Consider the following 19,130-nt stretch of genomic DNA (forward strand, 5'->3'; position numbering starts at 1 on the left):
CGCCGGATGAGGGACCGCTCTCCGGATGCCCCCGCTCCGGCCGGCCGGAGCGGAGACCGTACCGTGGAGGGGTGTACCGGTTCCTGCTGACCCCGCGATGGTGGGGGATCAACCTCTTCGTCGTGCTGGCCATCCCGTTCTGCGTGTTCATGGGCACCTGGCAGCTCGGCCGCTTCGAGGACCGCGTGCATACGCACGAGGCCGCCGAGAAGCAGCCCGCGCCGGGCACCCGGGCGGCCAAACCGCTCGACGCGCTGCTGCCCGTCGACACGGAGACCTCCGGCCGGCCGGCCATCGCGACCGGGCGGTACGCGGACCGCTTCCTGGTGCCCGGCCGTGAGCTGGACGACCGGAAGGGCTACTACGTCCTGGACATGCTGCGGACCGACAGCGGCAAGGCCCTGCCGGTGGTACGCGGCTGGCTGCCCGGGAAGCCCGGACAGACCCGGGTACCGCCCGCACCGTCCGGCCGGGTCACGGTGACCGGCGACCTCCAGGCGTCGGAGAACGCGGGCACCGCGGGGGTCGGCGCGACGGGCGGGCTGCCGGACGGCCAAGTGGGCATGATCAGCGCCGCGTCGCTCGTCAACCTGGTGCCGTACGACGTGTACGACGCCTGGGTGACACTCCCGAAGAGCGGTGCGGGCGGCTCCGAGAAGGCCGTGGGCACCTCGGAGGACGCGACGAGCGGTGCCGCCCGGTCCGGGGCGACCGCGCTGCGCCCGGTACCGGCGGCCGCGCCGGAGGGTGGCGGGCTCGACCTCAAGGCTTTCCAGAACCTCGGCTACACGGGTGAGTGGTTCGTCTTCGCCGGGTTCGTGCTCTTCATGTGGTTCCGGCTGCTCCGGCGCGAGGCCGAGGCCGCCCGGGACGTGCGGCTCGGCCTGGTCCCCGAGGCGGAGGCCGCCGCCCCGCCTGTTTCCGAAGCGGAGGCCCGCTCAGGGGCGTGAGCGGGCGGCCCGGGCCACCGGCCGCCCGTACCCGCTCCTACGAAGAGGGCTCCAGGACGCCCGTTCGGTAAATCGTTCCCGCGCAAGCGTTGTCGATCTTCGTCGCGGCGACCGGGGCCCCCGGCTCCGGGGTGTGCTGCACGGAGATGCTGCCTTGGGCGGGTGCGGCCCCGTCGCTGCCGAACTGCGTCTCCGTGCCCGTCTCGCTCTCGCCGGTGCCACCGGCCGCCGCGGAGCCGGCCGGACCGCCGCTGCCCGCGCCCACCGTGCCGTCCGTCGGCGTCGGGGAGGGCGAACCACCGGTGGACGGACAGGTGTCCTTGGGGACCCAGGCGAACTGCACCTCGTAGACCGCGTCCGGCTTCAACACGACGTTGGTCTCCTCGGTGGCGGGGTCGGGCAGACCGGAAGCGGGGTCGCCCTCGGTGTGCCGGACGACGTCGATCCGGGTCGGGTCGGCCGCGCCCATCGCCTCGAAGCCCACGGTGCCCCCACTGCTCACCACGCAGTTGTCGCCGGAGACGTTGGCGATGCGGAAGGCTCCGTACACCGTGCCGTCGGCACCCGCCGCGCCGGTCCTGGCCGACCTGACGCCGAGCTGTCCCGGGTCGCACGGGCGCATGGGGTCCGCCGCGCTCGTGGCGGGATCGGCGGACGCGCCGGCCGGATCGCCGTCCTGGCCCTGGCCGCTGCTGTCGGACGGGGTCGTGGTGCTCTCCGGAAGCCCCTGGCCCCCGTTCGGGTGGCCGCCGCTCTCGCCGCCACCGCCGTTGCCGGAGCCCGCGCCGCGGTCGTCGCCGTTGCCGCCCTGCGCCTGCTCGCCGTGGCCGGCGATGGCGGGGCTGGCCGTGCTGGAGCCCTCCGAGTTGGCGACGTGGACGAACGCGGGAATCGCGGTGCCGATGAGCAGTGCCGCCGCGGCGGCGCCGACCAGGGCCTGCCTCCGACGGGCCCGCCGGGCGGGCACCGCGCGCTGCAGCCGGTCGAGGCTGCCCTCGCTCGGCTCCAGTCCCTGCACGACGCCGTGCATCATGCGGCGCAGCGCATCCTCGGCGCCGTCGTCACCGTCGTCGCCGAAGGGCGCGCTCCCGCCGGACGAGCTGCCTCCACCGAACAGTCCGGTCGGGGCCACGAGGCCCTGGGTGTCGCCGTCGTGGTCCGCGTGCGGGGCGTTCTCCGGCCCGTGGTTCACAGTTCCGTTCCCCGTCCCGTCCAACGGGAACCCGCGCGAGGAGCCATGCCGGTATCCGTTACGGCCCCCCGGCCGCGGGTCCTGTTCATGGTCGTGGTCGTGGTGGTCACCGCGCCGGCTCATACCTGCGCCTCCATCACCACGCGCAGGGCCGCGATACCGCGTGACCCGTACGCCTTCACCGAGCCCAGCGATATGCCCAGTGTCTCGGCGACCTGAGCCTCGGTCATGTCCGCGAAGTAGCGCAGGACCAGCACCTCGCGCTGGCGCCTCTGCAGGCCGCGCATCGCCTTGATCAGCGCGTCCCGTTCCAGCTGGTCGTACGCTCCCTCCTCCGCGCTCGCCATGTCCGGCATCGGCTTCGAGAGGAGCTTCAGCCCGAGGATGCGGCGGCGCAGCGCGGAGCGGGAGAGGTTGACGACGGTCTGGCGCAGGTACGCGAGGGTCTTCTCGGGCTCGCGGACCCGGTTGCGCGCGGAGTGCACGCGGATGAACGCCTCCTGCACGACGTCCTCGCAGGACGCCGTGTCGTCCAGCAGCAGGGCCGCGAGGCCGAGCAGCGAACGGTAGTGGGCGCGGTAGGTCTCAGTGAGATGGTCGACGGTGGTTCCGGCTGCCACGCCCTCTTCAGCACCCTCGCGCTGCGCCGGCAGCCCCGTCTGACGCGCGGCGGGCATGGGCGCGATCACCGGCATGCCACCGGCCGCACGGGCCCGTCGGAGCGGTCGCACCGAAGCGCCGCGCAAGGGGCCCACCACTGTGATATCGAGAACCTCTGCCACGCCAGTTGGACACGCTTCCCCCCGTCAGGGTTGTACGCGTACGGCACCGCGTTTGAGACCCTGCGAAATGCCCTCATACGTACCCGCTCTTCCCCAGATGCCCCGCACATGCGCCCCGCCGCGCAAGAAGTGACCGCTTAGACGCCTGGCGCCCGACCCGCGGTTGCAACGAACCGAAGGGTCATCGTCCGTCACGGCGACTGCCCAGCTCAAGAGGTTCAGACCAGCGAGTTGCTCACAGATCTTTCACAGAAAGTGCAAAACAGGCTCGATCCGGACCTCGTGACCACGAGCTGTCAGGACCGCAGGAATTCCGCGGCCACGGATTCGGCGATCTGGGCCACGTTGAGCGCTGCCCCCTTGCGGAGGTTGTCGCCGCAGACGAAGAGCTCCAGCGCCTGCGAGTCGTCCATCGAGCGGCGGACCCGGCCGACCCAGGTCGGGTCGGTGCCGACCACGTCGGACGGGGTGGGGAAGTCGCCGGCGCCCGGGCTGTCGTAGAGCACCACCCCGGGGGCGGTGGCCAGGATCTCGTGGGCCCGGTCGACGGCGACCTCGTTCTCGAAGCGGGCGTGGACGGACATCGAGTGCGTGGCGACGACGGGTACGTACACACAGGTCGCCGTCACGCGCAGGCTCGGCAGGCCGAGGATCTTGCGGCACTCCTCGCGGATGGCCAGCTCCTCCGACGACCAGCCGTCCCCGGCGTCCGTCCCGGCCCAGGGGACGACGTTCAGCGCGACCGGCGCGGCGAACGGGCCGCCGTGCGTGTCGCCCACCACGCGGCGCACGTCGCCCGGCTTCGTACCGAGTTCCGTACCGGCCACCATCGACAGCTGTTCGCGCAGTACGGCGACCCCGTCGCGGCCGGCACCGCTGACGGCCTGGTACGAGGAGACGACGAGCTCCCGCAGACCGAACTCGGCGTGCAGGGCGCCGATGGCGACGATCAGCGCCAGCGTGGTGCAGTTCGGGTTCGCGACGATGCCGCGCGGTCTCATCCGTGCGGCGTGCGGGTTGATCTCGGGCACGACGAGCGGAACGTCGTCGTCGGCCCGGAAGGCGGCGGAGTCGTCGATGACGACCGCACCCTTGGACGCCGCGAGCGGGGCCCAGCGCGCGGAGACCTCGGCGGGCACGAGGAACAGTGCCACGTCGATGCCCTCGAAGACGTCCTCGGTGAGTGCGAGGACCTCGCTCTCCTCACCGCGTACGACCAGCTTGCGGCCGGCCGAGCGCGGTGAGGCGACGAGTCTGACCTCGCCCCAGACGTCCGCGTGCTGCGAGAGGATCTGGAGCATGACGCCGCCGATCGCCCCGGTCGCACCGACGACCGCGAGCGAAGGGCGGCGTGCGGTCATCGGCCGGTGCCCCCGTACACGACGGCCTCGTCGGAGTCGCTGTCGAGGCCGAAGGCGGTGTGCACGGCACGCACGGCCTCGTTGACGTCGTCGGCGCGGGTGACCACCGAGATGCGGATCTCGGACGTCGAGATCAGCTCGATGTTCACGCCCGCGTCGGACAGCGCCTCGAAGAAGCCCGCGGTGACCCCGGGGTTCGTCTTCATACCTGCGCCGACCAGGGAGATCTTGGCGATCTGGTCGTCGTAGCGCAGCGAGTCGAAGCCGATCACGCCGCGGTTGCGCTCCAGGGCGTCGATGGCCTTACGGCCCTCCGCCTTGGGGAGCGTGAACGAGATGTCCGTCAGGCCGGTCGACGCGGCGGAGACGTTCTGCACCACCATGTCGATGTTGACCTCGGCGTTCGCGATCGTACGGAAGATCGCGGCGGCCTCGCCCGGCTTGTCGGGCACGCCGACGACGGTGATCTTGGCCTCGGAGACGTCATGGGCGACTCCGGAGATGATCGCGTGCTCCACCTTCTGGTCCCCTTGCGGCTCGTTGCTGACCCAGGTGCCGCGCAGTCCGGAGAAGGACGAGCGGACGTGGATCGGGATGTTGTATCGGCGTGCGTACTCGACGCAGCGGTGCAGCAGCACCTTGGAGCCGGACGCGGCCAGCTCCAGCATGTCCTCGAAGGAGATCCAGTCGATCTTGCGGGCCTTCTTGACGACCCGCGGGTCGGCGGTGAACACGCCGTCCACGTCGGTGTAGATCTCGCAGACCTCGGCGTCCAGTGCGGCCGCGAGCGCGACGGCAGTGGTGTCGGACCCGCCGCGGCCGAGGGTGGTGATGTCCTTCTTGTCCTGGGACACACCCTGGAACCCCGCGACGATCGCGATGTTCCCCTCGTCCAGCGCCGTACGGATGCGGCCCGGCGTCACATCGATGATGCGCGCTTTGTTGTGGACCGAGTCGGTGATGACGCCCGCCTGGCTGCCGGTGAACGACTGGGCCTCGTGGCCCAGGTTCTTGATCGCCATGGCCAGCAGCGCCATGGAGATCCGCTCTCCCGCGGTCAGCAGCATGTCGAACTCACGCCCGGCCGGTATCGGGGATACCTGCTCGGCGAGATCGATCAACTCGTCCGTCGTGTCGCCCATCGCGGACACCACGACAACCACCTGGTTGCCGTTCTTCTTGGCATCGACGATTCGCTTGGCGACGCGCTTGATGCCCTCGGCATCGGCTACGGAGGAGCCTCCGTACTTCTGCACGACAAGGCCCACGTGCGCTCCTCGCTCAGTCCATTACTGCGGTCGGCTCAGTTTAACGAGCAGCCCGGAAACGCCCCGCTGATATCACATGCTGAGATGTCCCGCTCACCACGTGATCATCGGCGCGTCGCTCCGAGCCGCTCGTACCGCCCTGCTGCCCACCGGACACGTACGCATGCCCCTTTGTGGCCCAGCCCACACCTGGGCCGGGCCACCGGACGGCCCGGGTGCCCTCCTACTTGGCCGGGCGCAGGCCCAGCGGTCCCGCGATCTCCTCGAACATGACGCGGCCCGCCTCCTCGGCGAGATTGTCGTCGCCGGCGTCCTGGTCGGTGTCCAGGCCGTCCAGCTCCTGGAGGGGCTGGTTGAGGCGGATGTGGGCGATCAGGGACTGGAGGGCGCGCAGGGCGGCGGAAGCGGTGGAGCCCCAGTTGGAGAAGTAGGAGAACTGCCACCACCACAGGGCCTCGGTGGTGCGGCCCTCCTCGTAGTGGGCCAGGCCGTGGCGAAGGTCGGTGACGAGGTCGGCCAGATCGTCGGAGATGCGGGCCGCGACCGGGGCCTTGCGGGGCTCATACGGGTCGAAGACCTCGGAGTAGACGTCGATCGGCTCCAGGAGGGCCGCGAAGCGCTCGCGCAGGCCGTCCGCGTCCGGTTCGGCGCCCAGGTCGGGTTCGTAGCGCTCGTCGGGGACGATGTCCTCGTACGCGCCGAGCCGGCCGCCGGCCAGCAGGAGCTGGGAGACCTGGAGGAGCAGGACCGGAACGGCCTCTTCCGGCTCCTCGACCCGAGACACCTCGGTGACCGCGACGATGAACGTCTTGATCTGGTCGGCGATCTGGACCGCGAAATCACCGGGGTCCTGTGTGACGGTGTTCAACGTGGCGTCAGACATCGAGGAGACCTCCCGCGTGACCGGTCGGAGACTGTGAGTAGAAGATAACCGCGCTGAACGTAAAGCCGCCGTGAGATGCGGGAACGCGACCGTCAGACATCGAGCAGCCGCCTCCCCTCGAAGGCGCGGCCGAGCGTGACCTCGTCCGCGTACTCCAGGTCGCCCCCCACCGGCAGGCCGCTGGCGAGCCGGGTGACACGCAGGCCCATCGGCTTGACCATCCGCGCCAGGTACGTCGCGGTGGCCTCGCCCTCCAGGTTGGGGTCGGTCGCCAGGATCAGCTCCGTGATGGAGCCGTCGGCGAGGCGGGCGAGGAGCTCGCGGATGCGCAGATCGTCCGGACCGACCCCCTCGATGGGGCTGATGGCCCCGCCCAGCACGTGGTAGCGCCCCCGGAATTCACGGGTCCGCTCGATCGCGACGACGTCCTTGGGCTCCTCGACCACGCAGATGACCGACCGGTCGCGCCGCTGGTCGCGGCAGATCCCGCACTCCTCCTCCTGGGCCACGTTGCCGCAGACCGCGCAGAAGCGGACCTTGTCCTTGACCTCCAGGAGGGCGTGGGCCAGGCGCCGCACGTCCGTCGGCTCCGCCTGCAGCACGTGGAAGGCGATCCGCTGCGCGCTCTTGGGACCGACGCCGGGCAGCCTGCCCAGTTCGTCGATGAGGTCCTGAACCACGCCTTCGTACAACGGAACGCCTTCCTGACTGAGTCGGCTGAGTCGTGGTACGTACCGTAGGGGGTACGTACGGTCTTGGGTATGCGGCCGGTCAGAACGGCAGGCCGGGCATGCCGCCGCCCAGCCCCTGCGTCAGCGGGCCCAGCTTCTGCTGCTGGAGCTGCTGGGCGTTCTCGTTGGCCGCCTGGACCGCCGCGACGACGAGGTCCGCGAGGGTCTCAGTGTCCTCCGGGTCCACCGCCTTCGGGTCGATCACCAGGGCACGCAGCTCGCCCGAGCCGTTGACCGTCGCCTTGACGAGGCCGCCGCCTGCCTGGCCGTCGACCTCGGTCCTGGCAAGCTCTTCCTGGGCCTGGGCGAGGTCCTGCTGCATCTTCTGGGCCTGCTGCAGCAGCTGCTGCATATTGGGCTGACCACCACCGGGAATCACGGTCACTCCAGGCATTTCGACGACAAATGTTTCGGTATGCCGAGCCTACGTGGTCCCCGGGCGGCGCGCCCCACCCGCCGAGGAGCAACTCTTTCGAGTGAGATCGGGGGAGCCGTGCCGCGGCTCCTATACCTGACCAGAGGCCGTGCACACCCGGGAATACCGCGATTTCGACCCCACGGCCCACCATTCGGCGGTAGGAAGGGCATGCGTCCCGGCACGCACGCGCCTACCCCTCCTCACGCATGGTTACGCATGGGGGACTGCCCGTCGCGTCCAGGGACCGGGAGCAGAGCAAGGATCCGCCCCGTCGTCGAGTACGCGGTCGAGAGCACGCGTCGCTATGCAGCATGCAGAGGAGTACCCCGGTGAGTCAGCCGGAGATGCAGCCCGAAGTGCCGCCCCGCAAGTCCGGCACGTCCGGACCGGCGGGCGCGGCCGCTCCCTCCGGTACGGACTCCGAGGACCGTGCGGGGCGAGCCCGTGACCTGACCGGAGCGCCCTTCCCGCTGGGCGACTGGGGGGAGCCCTCCCAGCGGCTGGACGAGCTCTACCAGTGGCTGGAGGCGGACGCGCTGCGCACCGCCGACTGGTATCTGAACGACCGGCTGTGGAAGCGGCGCGGCGCCCGGGCACTGCGGATGGGCACTGCCGCCGGGGCGGTCGCGGGCGCCGCCCTGCCGCTGCTCGACCTGACGGGCGCGCTGCACGGCGCGGCCGGCTGGGGCTATCTGTCGCTGCTCCTCGGTGCCGCGTGCATGGCGTGCGACCGCTACTTCGGCCTGACCTCGGGCTGGATAAGGAACCTCGCGACCGCGCAGGCGGTGCAGCGGCGGCTCCAGGTGCTCCGGTTCGACTGGGCGTCGGAGTGCGTACGGGAGGTGCTCGGGCCGACCGAGGGCACGGCGAGCGAGGCGACCGAGCGGTGCCTGGGCGTGCTGCGGCGCTTCTCCGAGGACATCACGGAGCTCGTACGGTCGGAGACCGCCGACTGGATGGTGGAGTTCCGTGCCGGGCCCGCGCCGCTCGGGATGCAGGCCCTGGTCTCCGGCGGCTCCGGGAACGGGCGCCCGGAGCCGGGAGCGGCGCCCGGACGCTTCCCGCTCCAGTCGATGGGCCGGCCGAACATGCCTCGGCAGCGGCCGCCGGAGTCCCCGCGCTGACCGTTCGCCGGCCGGTGCGGGGCTCCGGCGCGGGGCACCGGGAACACGTCAGCTGAAGACGATCATCGATCCCTGGGCGAGGCTGCGGGTGGCCGCGGCGTGCAGGCCGAGCCATACGTGGCGCTCCCGGGCGAAGGGGTTGTCGTCGTACGGAACGGAGGTCGCCGGTTCCTCCAGTTCGGTGGGGGCGGCGGGCGGCAGGGGGGCGGCCGGCGGGTTCGCCGGGTCGATCCCGATGGCCGGGGCGACGAACTCCAGCTCCCGCAGCAGCCCGTGCGCGGAACCGAGCGGGCCGCCCGCTGCCAGCAGGTCGTCGGTGGAGACGGGCGCGGCGAAGTCGAGGGGTACGTAGGCCCCCGCGTGGTCGAAGTGCCACACCAGGTGCGACTGCCGGGCCGTGGCCTCGAACATCTCCAGCAACTGCTCGTAGTCCCCGCCCAGCTCACCGACCGGCGTCACGGCGAGACCACTGAGCTGGAGGAGGTAGGCGCGGCGCAGGAAGTGCAGGGCGTCGTAGTCGAAGCCGGCGACCGGGGCGACGTCTCCGGTCAGTCCCGGCATGTAGGCGTAAACGGGGACGGGCGGCAGTCCGGCCTCGCCCAGGGCTTTGTCGTAGAGGGCGATCTCTTCGGCGAAGGGGTTGTCGGGGCTGTGGCACAGCACATCGACGAGGGGGACCAGCCACAGGTCACAGGCCACGAAGTCTCGCTCTCCAACGGGGGCGTGCGGTGGTCGGGACAGCGTAATGCGACCGGCACCGCGCGCACAGTGGTCGCTCACGAGCGGCCCGGGGGCGCGGTGGAGCGGCGAGGGTGCCCGCGGGATTCAGGTGCGCCCCTCGGTGTCCCCCGCGGACGGTCCCCGCCCGGCCAGGCGGTCGGCCCAGCTCAGCGCATGGCCGTTGTACCCGTCTATCGCCGCACGCAGGGCTTCCCCGTCCCGGTGCGTGATGGCGGCGACCAGCTCGGCATGGCCGTTCCACAGCCAGTCCCGCAGATCGGCGTCGCCCCGCAGGTACGGCACGGCGAACACCCATGCCTGGACGCGCAGCCGGTGCAGGAAGTCGCTGATGTAGCCGTTGCCGATGAGCCCGCCGAGCTCGCGCCAGAAGCGCAGGTCGTAGCCGATGAGGATGTCCAGGTCGCCGCCGCGGGCCGCGCGGGCGGCCTCCTCGGCCCGGCGGCGTACGGAGACGAGCGCGTCCCGGTAGTCGGCCCGCCGGTCCGGAACCGGCTCGTGGAAGACGTCCCGGATGACCCCGTCCATGACCAGGGCCCGGGCCTCGACCATCGCCCGGTAGTCCTCGACCGTGAACTCGTGCACCCGGAATCCGCGGTGCTGGTCGGATTCGAGCAGGCCCTGCGCGGACAGGTCGAACAGCGCCTCGCGGACGGGCGTCGCGGACACCCCGTACTGCTCGGCGATCTGCTTGACGGTGAACTCGCGCCCCGGCAGCAGACGCCCGGCGAGCACTTCGTCACGCAGCGCGTCCGCGATCTGCTGTCGCAGGGTGCTGCGGGTGACGGCTCCGCTCGCGCACATGGGCGCCCCTCCCCCATTCGGTTCCGGGTCACCTTAGACCGGGGTCGCACCGGTCCTGAGCCCCGGAGGGGCCCGGCCGGGCGATCCACGCCGCTATTCTCGTCCCCGTCCGGGGTGTTGTCGTACGGGGGAGGCCGCACACCATGGAGAAGCTCGGGTCCACCGATCCACAGCGCATCGGCGCCTACCGCCTGCTCGGGCGCCTCGGCGCGGGCGGGATGGGCCAGGTGTATCTGGCCCGGTCCGACCGCGGCCGTACGGTCGCGCTCAAGCTGATCCGCGAGGAGCTGGCTGCGCAGCCGGAATTCCGCGACCGGTTCCGTCAGGAGGTGCGGGCCGCCCGGCGGGTGGGTTCCGCGTGGACCGCGCCCGTCCTGGACGCCGACACCGAGGCCGATGTCCCGTGGGTCGCCACCGGGTATGTGGCGGGTCCCTCCCTCCACGCCACCGTCTCGGGCGGGCCGGGCGCCGCGTCCGGTCCGGCCACCGGCGCCTACGGTCCTCTGCCGGAGCGGTCCGTCCGCGTTCTCGGCTCCGGTCTGGCCCACGCCCTGAAGGCCATCCACACGGCCGGCCTGATCCACCGGGACCTGAAGCCCTCCAACATCCTGCTCACGATCGACGGCCCGCGCGTCATCGACTTCGGGATAGCGAGGGCCCTGGACACCATCACCGACGGCGGTCTCACCCGCACCGGCGCCCTGGTCGGCACGCCCGGCTTCATGTCGCCGGAGCAGGTGCGGGGCGAGCGGGTGAGCGCGGCCAGCGACGTGTTCTGCCTGGGGTCGGTGCTGACGTACGCCCTGACCGGCCGGCTTCCCTTCGGCGCCGTGGCCAACGAGATGCACGCCCTGCTGTTCCGCATCGCGCAGGAGGACCCGGACCTGACCGGGGTCACGCCAGGCCTGGACGACCTGATTCGCGGCTGCCTCCACAAGGACCCGCAGGCCCGGCCGTCCACGGACGACATCCTGGCGCTGCTGGCCGACGGCGACAGCGGCGCGGAGCCCTGGCTCCCGGGTGCCCTCCTCGCCCAACTCGGCCGCCACGCCGTGGAACTGCTCGACTCGGAGGACCCCGAGGACGCGGTCCCGGCCGACGCCGTGGTGCCGACGGACGCGGCGGTCCCGGCCGACGCCGTGGTGCCAGGTGGCGGGGGGCCCGCCACTGCGGGGGGCGGTGACGCGCCGAACGACGCGGTGCCGGCCGACGCGGTGCCGTCTGACGGGGTGCCGTCTGACGGGGTGCCGGACCCGGACCGAACCACGGGCCCCGCCCCAAGCCCCGGGGCCGGGAAGCCGCAGGGCGCGGTCCCCCTCACCAAGCCGGTCGCCCCCGCAGACGCGGTGAGCGGCGCCCCGTCCGGCGCACCCTCCGGCGCTGTGCCCGGCGCACCCTCCGGCGCTGTGCCCGGCGCACCCTCCGGCCCGGTCACCGGACCTGCCGCCGAGCCGGCGACCGAGGTCCTCAACGCCCCCACCGGTCCGACCGCCCCGCTGCCGTCTCCCGGGCAGCCCGGGTCCGGCCCCGGCCACGCGCTCCCCACCGCTGCCGGTGCCGCCGCCACGCCGCCGAGCGGGCCGCCCCCGGTCGCCCCGCCGCCCGGCTACGGCTACCCGCACCAGGCCGCCCAGCCGCAGCAGCTCCAGGGCTACGGCCACCCGCAGCAGCCCAACCCCGACCGGGGATACGGCTATCCGCAGCAACCCGGCCAAGGCCAGGCATACGGCTACCCCCAGCAGCCGGGCCCGGACCACGGCTACCCGTACGGCTACCCGCAGCAGCCCGCCCAAGGCGCCACTCCCCCGTACGGCCCCGGGTACCCCGGCGGCACCCAGCATCCGGCCCCCGCTCCCGAACCGGCCCGCAGGAGCAGCGGCTCGACCATCGCGCTGATCCTCGTCGCCGTGCTGGTCGCCGTAGGCGCCGGCGGGTCCGTCTACGCCCTCATGAACGACAAGGGCGGGTCGCCCACGGCCAAGCCCACCCATTCGGCCGGGCCCACTCCATCTCGGGCCATCGACGAGTCCCCTTCCCCCGACGTCTCCCCGGACCCCTCGCCCGACGACGGGGAGAACGGCGAGGAGGGCGGCATCCCCGACGGCTACCTGGGCTCCTGGTCCGGCAGCATCGACAACGACACCGGCCACTCCACCCGTGAACTCGTCATCCGCCAGGGCGAGGCGGGCGACACGGTCCTCACCCTGACCGCCGAGGGCCCCCTCGCCGACGGCGGCACCTACCACTGCGTCTTCGAGGCACCCCTGACCGCCGAGGCCGCCGAGGGCGAGTCCGTCAGCATCGGACCCTCCACCGTGACGGAGGGGGAACCCGCGGCTTCTTGCTCCCCGGGCGCTCCGACGACGCTCACCCTGCTCCCGGACGGGAGGCTGAGCCGTGAGAACACGTCGAGCGGTGAGAAGCTCACGTACACGAAGTCCGGCTGACGCTCCGGGCCGGGCGGGACCGCCGGTGCGTGCGCACGGCCGCCCGCTGCCCTGCCCCGCAGCCGGTTTCACTGGATCAGCGGCCGGAGCGACATGAGCAGGTGCTGGTGGACCGTGTCCCCCACCCCGTCCGCCGCTGCCGCCGCTTCCTCATGGTCCTGGTGTCCGGTGATCATGGCGCGCTGGCCCTGGCCCATGAGCTGGAACCGGACCACCGGGCTGTCGAACGTGGCCAACGCGTCCATCAGGTAGGAGGGGTTGAAACCCACGGCGACCTCGTCGGCGCCCAGGAGTCCGGCGGGCAGGCGCTGGGAGGCCACGTCGTCCTCGTACCCGGCCTGGAGCAGGACGGAGTCCCCGGTGAACGCGAACTGGAGCGGGCTGTCGCCGTCCGCCACGACCGCGACCCGCTTCACCGCCTCGACCAGCGGTTCGCGCTCGGTCACCGCCTTGACCGGCCCGCTCAGCACGAACAGCTTGTCGTGGCGCGGAAGCCGGCCGTCGAGCAGCCGGACCGTGGTGCGCATGCCCTCCCGTTCGAAGCCCGCCGAACCGCTGTCCAGGGCGAGGCGGACCGTACCGGAGCGGGTGCCGACCGAGCGGGCGATCTCGCTGAGCCGACGGGCCGAGACGACGACGTCGGCGGTGACGCCGTGGCCCGTGGGCAGCCAGTCGAGCGTCCGGACGGCGAAGCGGTAGCGATCGGTGGCCGCGAGGGTCATCCGCTCGCCGTCGAGCGCCAGGCGGATTCCGGTGAGCGTGGGGAGGGTGTCGTCCCGGCCGGCGGCCACCGACACATCGGCCACGGCTGCCGCGAACTCCGGCCCGTCCACCTCACCGAGTATCTCGGGCAGCGGCGGCAGCGCGGGGTAGTCGTCCAGCGGCAGGACGGACAGACCGAATCCGGCGCCGCCGCCCGTCACCGTGAACCGTGAGCCCTCGACCGCGCATTCCACCGGCCCCTCGGGCAGCACCTTGCACACGTCGAGCAGTCGGCGGCCCATGACCAGGACCTTCCCGGGCCGTTCGGTCCGCGCCGCCACCTCGATCCGGGCGGATGCCTCGTAGTCCAGGCCGGAGATGCTCAGTCTGTCGTCCGTCGCCTCCAGCAGCAGCCCGCCCAGGACGGGCACGGGCGACCTGGTGGGCAGAACGCGGGCGGCCCAGGCGACAGCATCCGCCAGCTCGCCTCGTTCGATCCGGAACTCCATCGTGGTGACCTCTCCTCGTGCGCCGACCGCCAGCGGTCCCGATGCTTGCGACGTTAGAGGCGACCACTGACAACAAGGTGGGGGACGCCTCCGTCCGCAAGGCCGGAGGCGTCCCCCACACGAGTGAAGTTGTCGGACGAAAGCCCTGGTCAGCAGCTCAAGTTGGAACCGGGCGTGGTGCCGAGGATCTGCACGAACGCCTGGTACCTGTCGATGCGGCTCTGGACCTGGGCGGGGTTGCCGCCGTTGCACTCGATCGAGCCGTTGATGGAGCGGATCGTCTCACCGAAGCCGGCGCCGTTCGCCATGGCGTTGTGGGCGGTCATGGTGCCGGGGCCGTTCTGGGTGTTCCAGTACCAGAGGCCGGTCTTCCAGGCCACGGCGGCGTCGGTCTGTACCAGGTTCGGGTTGTGCAGCAGGTCGATGCCGAGCGCGTCACCCGCGGCCTTGTAGTTGAAGTTCCAGCTGAGCTGGATGGGGCCGCGCCCGTAGTACGCGGCCTGGCCCGCCGGGCAGCCGTAGGGCTGGCTGCTGTCGCAGTAGTGCGGGTAGTTGGCCGTGTTCTGCTCGACGATGTACACCAGTCCGCCGGTCTCGTGGCTGACGTTGGCGAGGAAGGCCGCGGCCTCCTGCTTCTTCACGGTGTCGCTGCCGGTGTTGGCGAAGCCCGGGTAGGCGTCCAGCGCGGCGACGAGCCCGCTGTAGGTGTAGAAGGAACTCCGGTTCGGGAACATCTGGTTGAACTGTGTCTCGCTCACCACGAAGCCGGAGGACGAGCCCGGGTCGCCCGGATCCGTGCCGCCTCCGCTTCCGCAGGCGCCCTTGTCGGCCCAGACGTCCGAGCTGCCCGGCTTCTCGTTCTGGGTCCACCACTTGGCGGTCCAGTTGTGCCCGTTGTACGAGGCGGTGCCGCCGCCCGTGTACACGGACGAGGCGTTCCAGGCGGCCGCGCAGTCGGCGGCAGAGGCGGTGGTGGCGGGGAGTACGACAAGCCCTGTGACGACCGCGCCCAGCGCGGCGAGCAGGCCCATGATGCGTCGGAACATCTGCACACTCCTTCGGCGCGGCGCACCGGTCGTCGCGGCGCACCGCTGTGGGGGGTTGCCGCCACTCAAGCGCGGTTGGCCTGAACCTGTCAAGGTCTAGACCAAAAAACGGAACCTCTTCAACCGCGAGAGCCCCGGGGCCTGCCCACGATGCGCCGACCGCACCGGCCCCGGGGCCGGGGAAACGTCAGCAGGTCAGATGCGCCCCCGGGTCGACGCCGATGACATCCGTGATGTGCTCGTACTTGGCCGCCCGGGCCTGCACCGAGCCGGGGTTTTTGCCGTTGCACTCCAACGAGCCGTTGAGCGAGCGGATGGTCTCACCGAAGCCGGCCCCGCCGACCATGGCATCGTGGGAGGTCATGGTTCCGGGACCGTTCTGGGTGCTCCAGTACCAGAGCGCGGTCTGCCAGGCGACGGACGGATCACGCTCCACCAGCCAGGGGTCGTGGAGCAGGTCGAGGCCGAGCGCGTCCCCTGCCGCCTTGTAGTTGAAGTTCCAGCTGAACATGATCGGGCCGCGCCCGTAGTAGGCGGACTGGCCGGCCGGACAGCCGAACGGCTGGCTGTAGTCGCACTTGATCCAGTAGTTGGCCTCGTTGATCTCCTTCACGTACCGCAGGCCGACCGACTCGAAGTCGGCATGCGTCAGGAATGCCGCGGCCTCCCGGCTCCTGGTCTCCACGGTGCCGGTGTTGGCGAAGCGGGGATACGCGTGCAGCGCGTCGATCAGGCCCTGGTAGGTGTAGAAGGGGTCGCGACCAGGGAAGATCTCGTCGAACTCCGCCTCGCTGATGACGAAGTCGGAAACCCCTCCCGTACAGGCACCCGCGTCCACCCAGACGGTGGTGGCGCCCGGGTTCTCGTTCCGCGTCCACCACTTCGCCGTCCAGTTGCGGCCGTGGTGCGAAACCGCGCCGCCCGCCGTGTAGGCGGTCGCGGAGTTCCACAGAGGTGCGCACGACGCGGAATCCGTGGCCTCCGTTGCGGCCGGCGCGGCGGCGGCGACGCCTGGCAGGAAGGCGGCCGTGACGACGACCGCGCTCAGTACGGTCAGGATGCTCTTGATGCGGTTCAGCGCTGCTCACTCCTTCGACGAGGACGGGCATGGTGCGCCGCACACCTCGGCGGGCAGGCCGTGCGGGCATCCCTGCACCCAACCGCCGCTGGTCTGGACCTGTCAAGGTATAGACCAGACGACCGTGTGGAGCGCGTACATGCCGGAGGGCCGGGGCTCAACCGCCGCCCCGGCCCTCCTGCGCACCCGTACGACTACAGGAACGAGTTGATCTCGATGGTCTCGGTACGGCCGGGGCCGACGCCGATCGCGGAGATCGGGGCGCCGGACATCTCCTCCAGAGCCTTCACGTACGCCTGCGCGTTCTTCGGCAGGTCGGCGAACGTCTTCGCCTTGGTGATGTCCTCGGACCAGCCCGGAAGCATCTCGTACACCGGCTTCGCGTGGTGGAAGTCGGTCTGGCTGTACGGGAGCTCCTCGACGCGCTTGCCGTCGATCTCGTACGCGACGCACACCGGGATCTGCTCCCAGCCGGTCAGCACGTCCAGCTTGGTGAGGAAGAAGTCGGTGAGGCCGTTGACCCGGGTCGCGTACCGCGCGATGACCGCGTCGAACCAGCCGCACCGGCGGTCGCGGCCGGTGGTGACACCGCGCTCGCCGCCGATCCGCCGCAGCGCCTCGCCGTCCTCGTCGTGCAGCTCCGTCGGGAACGGGCCGGCGCCGACGCGAGTCGTGTACGCCTTGAGGATGCCGATGACCCGGCTGATCTTGGTCGGACCGACTCCGGCACCGGTGCAAGCACCGCCCGCGGTCGGGTTCGACGAGGTGACGAAGGGGTACGTGCCGTGGTCGACGTCGAGCAGGGTGCCCTGGCCGCCCTCGAACAGGACGACCTTGCCCGCGTCGATGGCGTTGTTCAGGACGAGCGTCGTGTCGGCCACGTAGGGCTTGAGCTGCTCCGCGTACTGGAGCATGTCCTCGACGACCTTGCCGGCCTCGATGGCGCGCCGGTTGAAGACCTTGGCCAGAAGCTGGTTCTTCTGCTCCAGGGCCGCCTCGACCTTCTGCTCCAGGATCGACTCGTCGTAGAGGTCCTGGACGCGGATACCGACCCGGTTGATCTTGTCGGCGTACGTCGGGCCGATGCCGCGCCCGGTGGTGCCGATCTTGCGCTTCCCGAGGAACCGTTCCGTCACCTTGTCGACGGTGACGTTGTACGGGGTGATCAAATGAGCGTTGCCGCTGATCAGCAGCTTCGACGTGTCCACGCCGCGGTCGTTCAGCCCACTCAGCTCGGAGAGCAGGACCGCCGGGTCGACGACGACACCATTACCGATGACCGGGGTACATCCCGGTGACAGGATGCCGGAGGGGAGGAGATGCAGTGCGTACTTCTGGTCACCGACGACCACCGTGTGGCCGGCGTTGTTGCCGCCCTGGTAGCGCACCACATAGTCCACGGATCCACCGAGGAGGTCGGTGGCCTTTCCCTTGCCCTCGTCACCCCACTGAGCACCGAGCAGCACAAGTGCGGGCACAGGCGTACACCCCTTCCGGGCGGGGCATGTCCAAGGTCAGGGGGCGTACGAAAACGCCGTACATGCCGTACGTCGTTGTACGGCACAGTCCGAACCGTCGAACCGGGTGCCCCGGAATAGACGAAACCCCTGGCGCAATAGCGCAAGGGGCTCTTGCACCAAGATGCTACCCGAGGAAGGACCGAGGTGTCGGCTGCCCAGCCCCCCGGTAACGGCGCGCCCCACCTGCTGGTGGTGATCGATCCGGTCGCCCGCCGGACGGACGGCGAGTCCGTCCGCATCGCCAAGGACGTGCTGAGCGCGGGCTCGCACGCCAAGATCTGCCTCCCGGACAGCCCCGGGGAATTCGCCCGGGTCCTGTCCCGCCGGGGCGGCCGGCGGCCGGTGGTGATCGGCGACGACCGGGCGCTGCGGCGCGCCGTGTCTCTGCTGCACCGGGAGCGGGAACCCGCCATGAGCGCGCTGTCCCTCGTCCCCGTCGGCGCGTCGGGCGCGCTGGAACTCGCCCACTCGCTCGGCGTGCCGAACGGTGCCGTGGCGGCGGCACGCACAGCGCTGGACGGGGCGGTGCGGCGCCTCGACCTGCTCGTCGACGACAGCGACGGTGTGGTCCTGGGCGCGCTGCGCATCCCCGCGCTGACCGGAGCCCCGGGGGCGGGGGCCGACCGCTCGGGCGTCTCCTCCGTCTGGGACGCCTGCTGCTCGCTGGTCCGGACCCTGGTGCGCCCCGCGCCTCCGGAACCGCCGGCCGTGCCACCGACGCACCGGCTGCGCGTGGAGGCCGACGGCGTCGTGCTGAACGACCTCGACCGTCCGGTCGCCTCCGTGACGGTGACGTCGGGCTGCGGCGACGACGGCTTGGCAGCGGTGACGATCGACGCACCGGACACCGCCCCGGTCACCACGGAGGCGAAGGCGGTCACGGTCTCGGGTGCGGACTTCCGCTACCGGGCGGACATACAGGTCGCGGGGCCGGTGCGGACCCGGACGTGGACGGTCCGGGCGGGGGCCTGGGGACTGATGCTCCCGGCGGGGTAGCGGGCGCGGGTCCTCAGATGCCCGCGCCGGTGCTGCCCACCGGCAGGTCGAGGGCCTTGCGGTGCTCCTCCCAGCGGCCCATCAGCCCCTCCAGCTCCGACTGCAGGAACTCGAAGAACGCCGCCGTCTCGGCGATCCGGGCGCCGGCCGGGGTGTGCTCGCCGAGCGTGCGCGCGCCTTCCCTGAGGGTGCGCTCCCAGCGAGTGAGGACCTGGTCGCGGCTGGCGAAGGTGGTGTACCAGATCTCGTTGTGCAGGCGGTACCGGTCGCGGCGCGAGCCCGGTTCGCGTTCGCGGCCGACCATGCTGACCTGCGTGAGGTAGTTGATCGCACCGGAGACGGCGGCGGGACTGATCTGCAGGGCCAGGGCGAGCTCCGCCGAGGTCATCGACGCGTCGTCGTCCGCGAGCAGGGCCGCGAAGACGCGCGAGGCCATGCGCTGCATCCCCGCCTCGGTCATCTCGGACGCGAACCGCTCCACGAACCGTGCGACCGCCTCGGCGTCCCGGTCCCCCGGGCTCCGGACCGCGCCCTCGACCGCGCTCTCCGCCGCGGATTCGCCGCTCATCCCGTTCCTCTCC

Annotated in this window: 18 protein-coding genes; 4 read left to right on the plus strand and 14 right to left on the minus strand. The window is 71.5% G+C overall.

Going from position 1 to position 19,130, the window contains the following annotated elements:
• Nucleotides 1-71 precede the first annotated feature (71 nt).
• Nucleotides 72-950 carry an SURF1 family protein gene (locus tag ACLQ2N_RS13980; protein ID WP_425812656.1) on the plus strand — a complete coding sequence of 293 codons (879 nt, stop codon included), beginning with the start codon at nt 72-74 and terminating at the stop codon, nt 948-950.
• 37 nt (nt 951-987) lie between these two features.
• Here the strand turns inward: ACLQ2N_RS13980 and ACLQ2N_RS13985 are convergent, their stop codons facing one another.
• From ACLQ2N_RS13985 to ACLQ2N_RS14015, 7 genes are all read right to left on the minus strand, one after another.
• The gene (locus ACLQ2N_RS13985; RefSeq protein WP_425812658.1) at nt 988-2,142 is read right to left on the minus strand and encodes a hypothetical protein; all 1,155 of its coding nucleotides are present in this window, start codon (nt 2,140-2,142) and stop codon (nt 988-990) included.
• A 119-nt stretch (nt 2,143-2,261) separates the two neighbouring features.
• Complete coding sequence (locus tag ACLQ2N_RS13990) at nt 2,262-2,837, minus strand: SigE family RNA polymerase sigma factor (protein ID WP_164402689.1); 576 nt, start codon at nt 2,835-2,837, stop codon at nt 2,262-2,264.
• A 383-nt stretch (nt 2,838-3,220) separates the two neighbouring features.
• Complete coding sequence (locus ACLQ2N_RS13995) at nt 3,221-4,285, minus strand: aspartate-semialdehyde dehydrogenase (protein WP_425812660.1); 1,065 nt, start codon at nt 4,283-4,285, stop codon at nt 3,221-3,223.
• A complete protein-coding gene (locus ACLQ2N_RS14000; protein WP_018102119.1) occupies nt 4,282-5,553 on the minus strand; it encodes an aspartate kinase in 1,272 nt (423 codons plus the stop codon). The genes ACLQ2N_RS13995 and ACLQ2N_RS14000 overlap by 4 nt, the downstream gene beginning before the upstream one ends.
• A 223-nt stretch (nt 5,554-5,776) precedes the next feature.
• Nucleotides 5,777-6,436, minus strand: a complete 660-nt coding sequence (locus ACLQ2N_RS14005; protein WP_425812663.1) for a DUF5063 domain-containing protein — start codon at nt 6,434-6,436, stop codon at nt 5,777-5,779.
• Nucleotides 6,437-6,528: 92 nt separating this feature from the next.
• Entirely contained in the window at nt 6,529-7,128 is a 600-nt protein-coding gene (gene recR / locus ACLQ2N_RS14010; RefSeq protein ID WP_018102117.1) for a recombination mediator RecR, read from the minus strand.
• Nucleotides 7,129-7,207: 79 nt separating this feature from the next.
• On the minus strand, nt 7,208-7,546 hold the full coding sequence (locus tag ACLQ2N_RS14015) for a YbaB/EbfC family nucleoid-associated protein (protein WP_330315266.1): 339 nt from the start codon (nt 7,544-7,546) through the stop codon (nt 7,208-7,210).
• A 383-nt stretch (nt 7,547-7,929) separates the two neighbouring features.
• Between ACLQ2N_RS14015 and ACLQ2N_RS14020 the strand changes: the two genes are divergently transcribed.
• Nucleotides 7,930-8,709 (plus strand): SLATT domain-containing protein, encoded by a 780-nt coding sequence (locus tag ACLQ2N_RS14020; protein ID WP_425813216.1) that lies wholly within the window; start codon nt 7,930-7,932, stop codon nt 8,707-8,709.
• Nucleotides 8,710-8,757: 48 nt separating this feature from the next.
• Here ACLQ2N_RS14020 and ACLQ2N_RS14025 read toward each other — a convergent pair whose 3' ends face one another.
• A complete protein-coding gene (locus ACLQ2N_RS14025; protein WP_361027703.1) occupies nt 8,758-9,408 on the minus strand; it encodes a hypothetical protein in 651 nt (216 codons plus the stop codon).
• A 126-nt stretch (nt 9,409-9,534) separates the two neighbouring features.
• The gene (locus ACLQ2N_RS14030) at nt 9,535-10,251 is read right to left on the minus strand and encodes a GntR family transcriptional regulator (RefSeq protein WP_425812666.1); all 717 of its coding nucleotides are present in this window, start codon (nt 10,249-10,251) and stop codon (nt 9,535-9,537) included.
• Between the two features lie 143 nt (nt 10,252-10,394).
• On the opposite strand from ACLQ2N_RS14030, the gene ACLQ2N_RS14035 reads away from it, so the two are divergent.
• Nucleotides 10,395-12,698: a protein kinase domain-containing protein gene (locus ACLQ2N_RS14035; protein ID WP_425812668.1), complete on the plus strand. Its 2,304-nt coding sequence runs from the start codon at nt 10,395-10,397 to the stop codon at nt 12,696-12,698.
• Nucleotides 12,699-12,766: 68 nt separating this feature from the next.
• Here the strand turns inward: ACLQ2N_RS14035 and dnaN are convergent, their stop codons facing one another.
• The 4 genes from dnaN to ACLQ2N_RS14055 all read right to left on the minus strand — a co-directional run bounded on the left by dnaN (nt 12,767) and on the right by ACLQ2N_RS14055 (nt 17,511).
• Nucleotides 12,767-13,909, minus strand: a complete 1,143-nt coding sequence (gene dnaN, locus ACLQ2N_RS14040; RefSeq protein WP_425812670.1) for a DNA polymerase III subunit beta — start codon at nt 13,907-13,909, stop codon at nt 12,767-12,769.
• A gap of 149 nt (nt 13,910-14,058) precedes the next feature.
• Nucleotides 14,059-14,955, minus strand: a complete 897-nt coding sequence (locus tag ACLQ2N_RS14045) for a glycoside hydrolase family 19 protein (protein WP_425812672.1) — start codon at nt 14,953-14,955, stop codon at nt 14,059-14,061.
• 187 nt (nt 14,956-15,142) lie between these two features.
• Nucleotides 15,143-16,033, minus strand: coding sequence for a glycoside hydrolase family 19 protein (locus tag ACLQ2N_RS14050; RefSeq protein ID WP_425813218.1), 891 nt, complete (start codon nt 16,031-16,033; stop codon nt 15,143-15,145).
• A 194-nt stretch (nt 16,034-16,227) separates the two neighbouring features.
• Complete coding sequence (locus ACLQ2N_RS14055) at nt 16,228-17,511, minus strand: adenylosuccinate synthase (RefSeq protein WP_073966464.1); 1,284 nt, start codon at nt 17,509-17,511, stop codon at nt 16,228-16,230.
• A 186-nt stretch (nt 17,512-17,697) separates the two neighbouring features.
• Between ACLQ2N_RS14055 and ACLQ2N_RS14060 the strand changes: the two genes are divergently transcribed.
• Nucleotides 17,698-18,549 carry a diacylglycerol kinase gene (locus tag ACLQ2N_RS14060; RefSeq protein WP_425812674.1) on the plus strand — a complete coding sequence of 284 codons (852 nt, stop codon included), beginning with the start codon at nt 17,698-17,700 and terminating at the stop codon, nt 18,547-18,549.
• 13 nt (nt 18,550-18,562) lie between these two features.
• Here ACLQ2N_RS14060 and ACLQ2N_RS14065 read toward each other — a convergent pair whose 3' ends face one another.
• Entirely contained in the window at nt 18,563-19,117 is a 555-nt protein-coding gene (locus ACLQ2N_RS14065; protein ID WP_425812676.1) for a GbsR/MarR family transcriptional regulator, read from the minus strand.
• Nucleotides 19,118-19,130 lie beyond the last annotated feature (13 nt).

The sequence above is a fragment of the Streptomyces sp. DT224 genome (assembly GCF_049844595.1).
In the GTDB taxonomy this organism is placed as follows: Bacteria; Actinomycetota; Actinomycetes; order Streptomycetales; family Streptomycetaceae; genus Streptomyces.

Excerpts from the sequence above, each read along its gene's own strand:
- ACLQ2N_RS14005 (WP_425812663.1), bottom strand. The coding sequence starts at position 6,436 with ATGTCTGACGCCACGTTGAACACCGTCACACAGGACCCCGGTGATTTC.
- ACLQ2N_RS14020 (WP_425813216.1), top strand. The coding sequence starts at position 7,930 with ATGCAGCCCGAAGTGCCGCCCCGCAAGTCCGGCACGTCCGGACCGGCG.
- ACLQ2N_RS14030 (WP_425812666.1), bottom strand. The coding sequence starts at position 10,251 with ATGTGCGCGAGCGGAGCCGTCACCCGCAGCACCCTGCGACAGCAGATC.
- dnaN (WP_425812670.1), bottom strand. The coding sequence starts at position 13,909 with ATGGAGTTCCGGATCGAACGAGGCGAGCTGGCGGATGCTGTCGCCTGG.
- ACLQ2N_RS14035 (WP_425812668.1), top strand. The coding sequence starts at position 10,395 with ATGGAGAAGCTCGGGTCCACCGATCCACAGCGCATCGGCGCCTACCGC.
- ACLQ2N_RS14065 (WP_425812676.1), bottom strand. The coding sequence starts at position 19,117 with ATGAGCGGCGAATCCGCGGCGGAGAGCGCGGTCGAGGGCGCGGTCCGG.
- ACLQ2N_RS13990 (WP_164402689.1), bottom strand. The coding sequence starts at position 2,837 with ATGCCGGTGATCGCGCCCATGCCCGCCGCGCGTCAGACGGGGCTGCCG.
- ACLQ2N_RS14045 (WP_425812672.1), bottom strand. The coding sequence starts at position 14,955 with ATGTTCCGACGCATCATGGGCCTGCTCGCCGCGCTGGGCGCGGTCGTC.
- ACLQ2N_RS13995 (WP_425812660.1), bottom strand. The coding sequence starts at position 4,285 with ATGACCGCACGCCGCCCTTCGCTCGCGGTCGTCGGTGCGACCGGGGCG.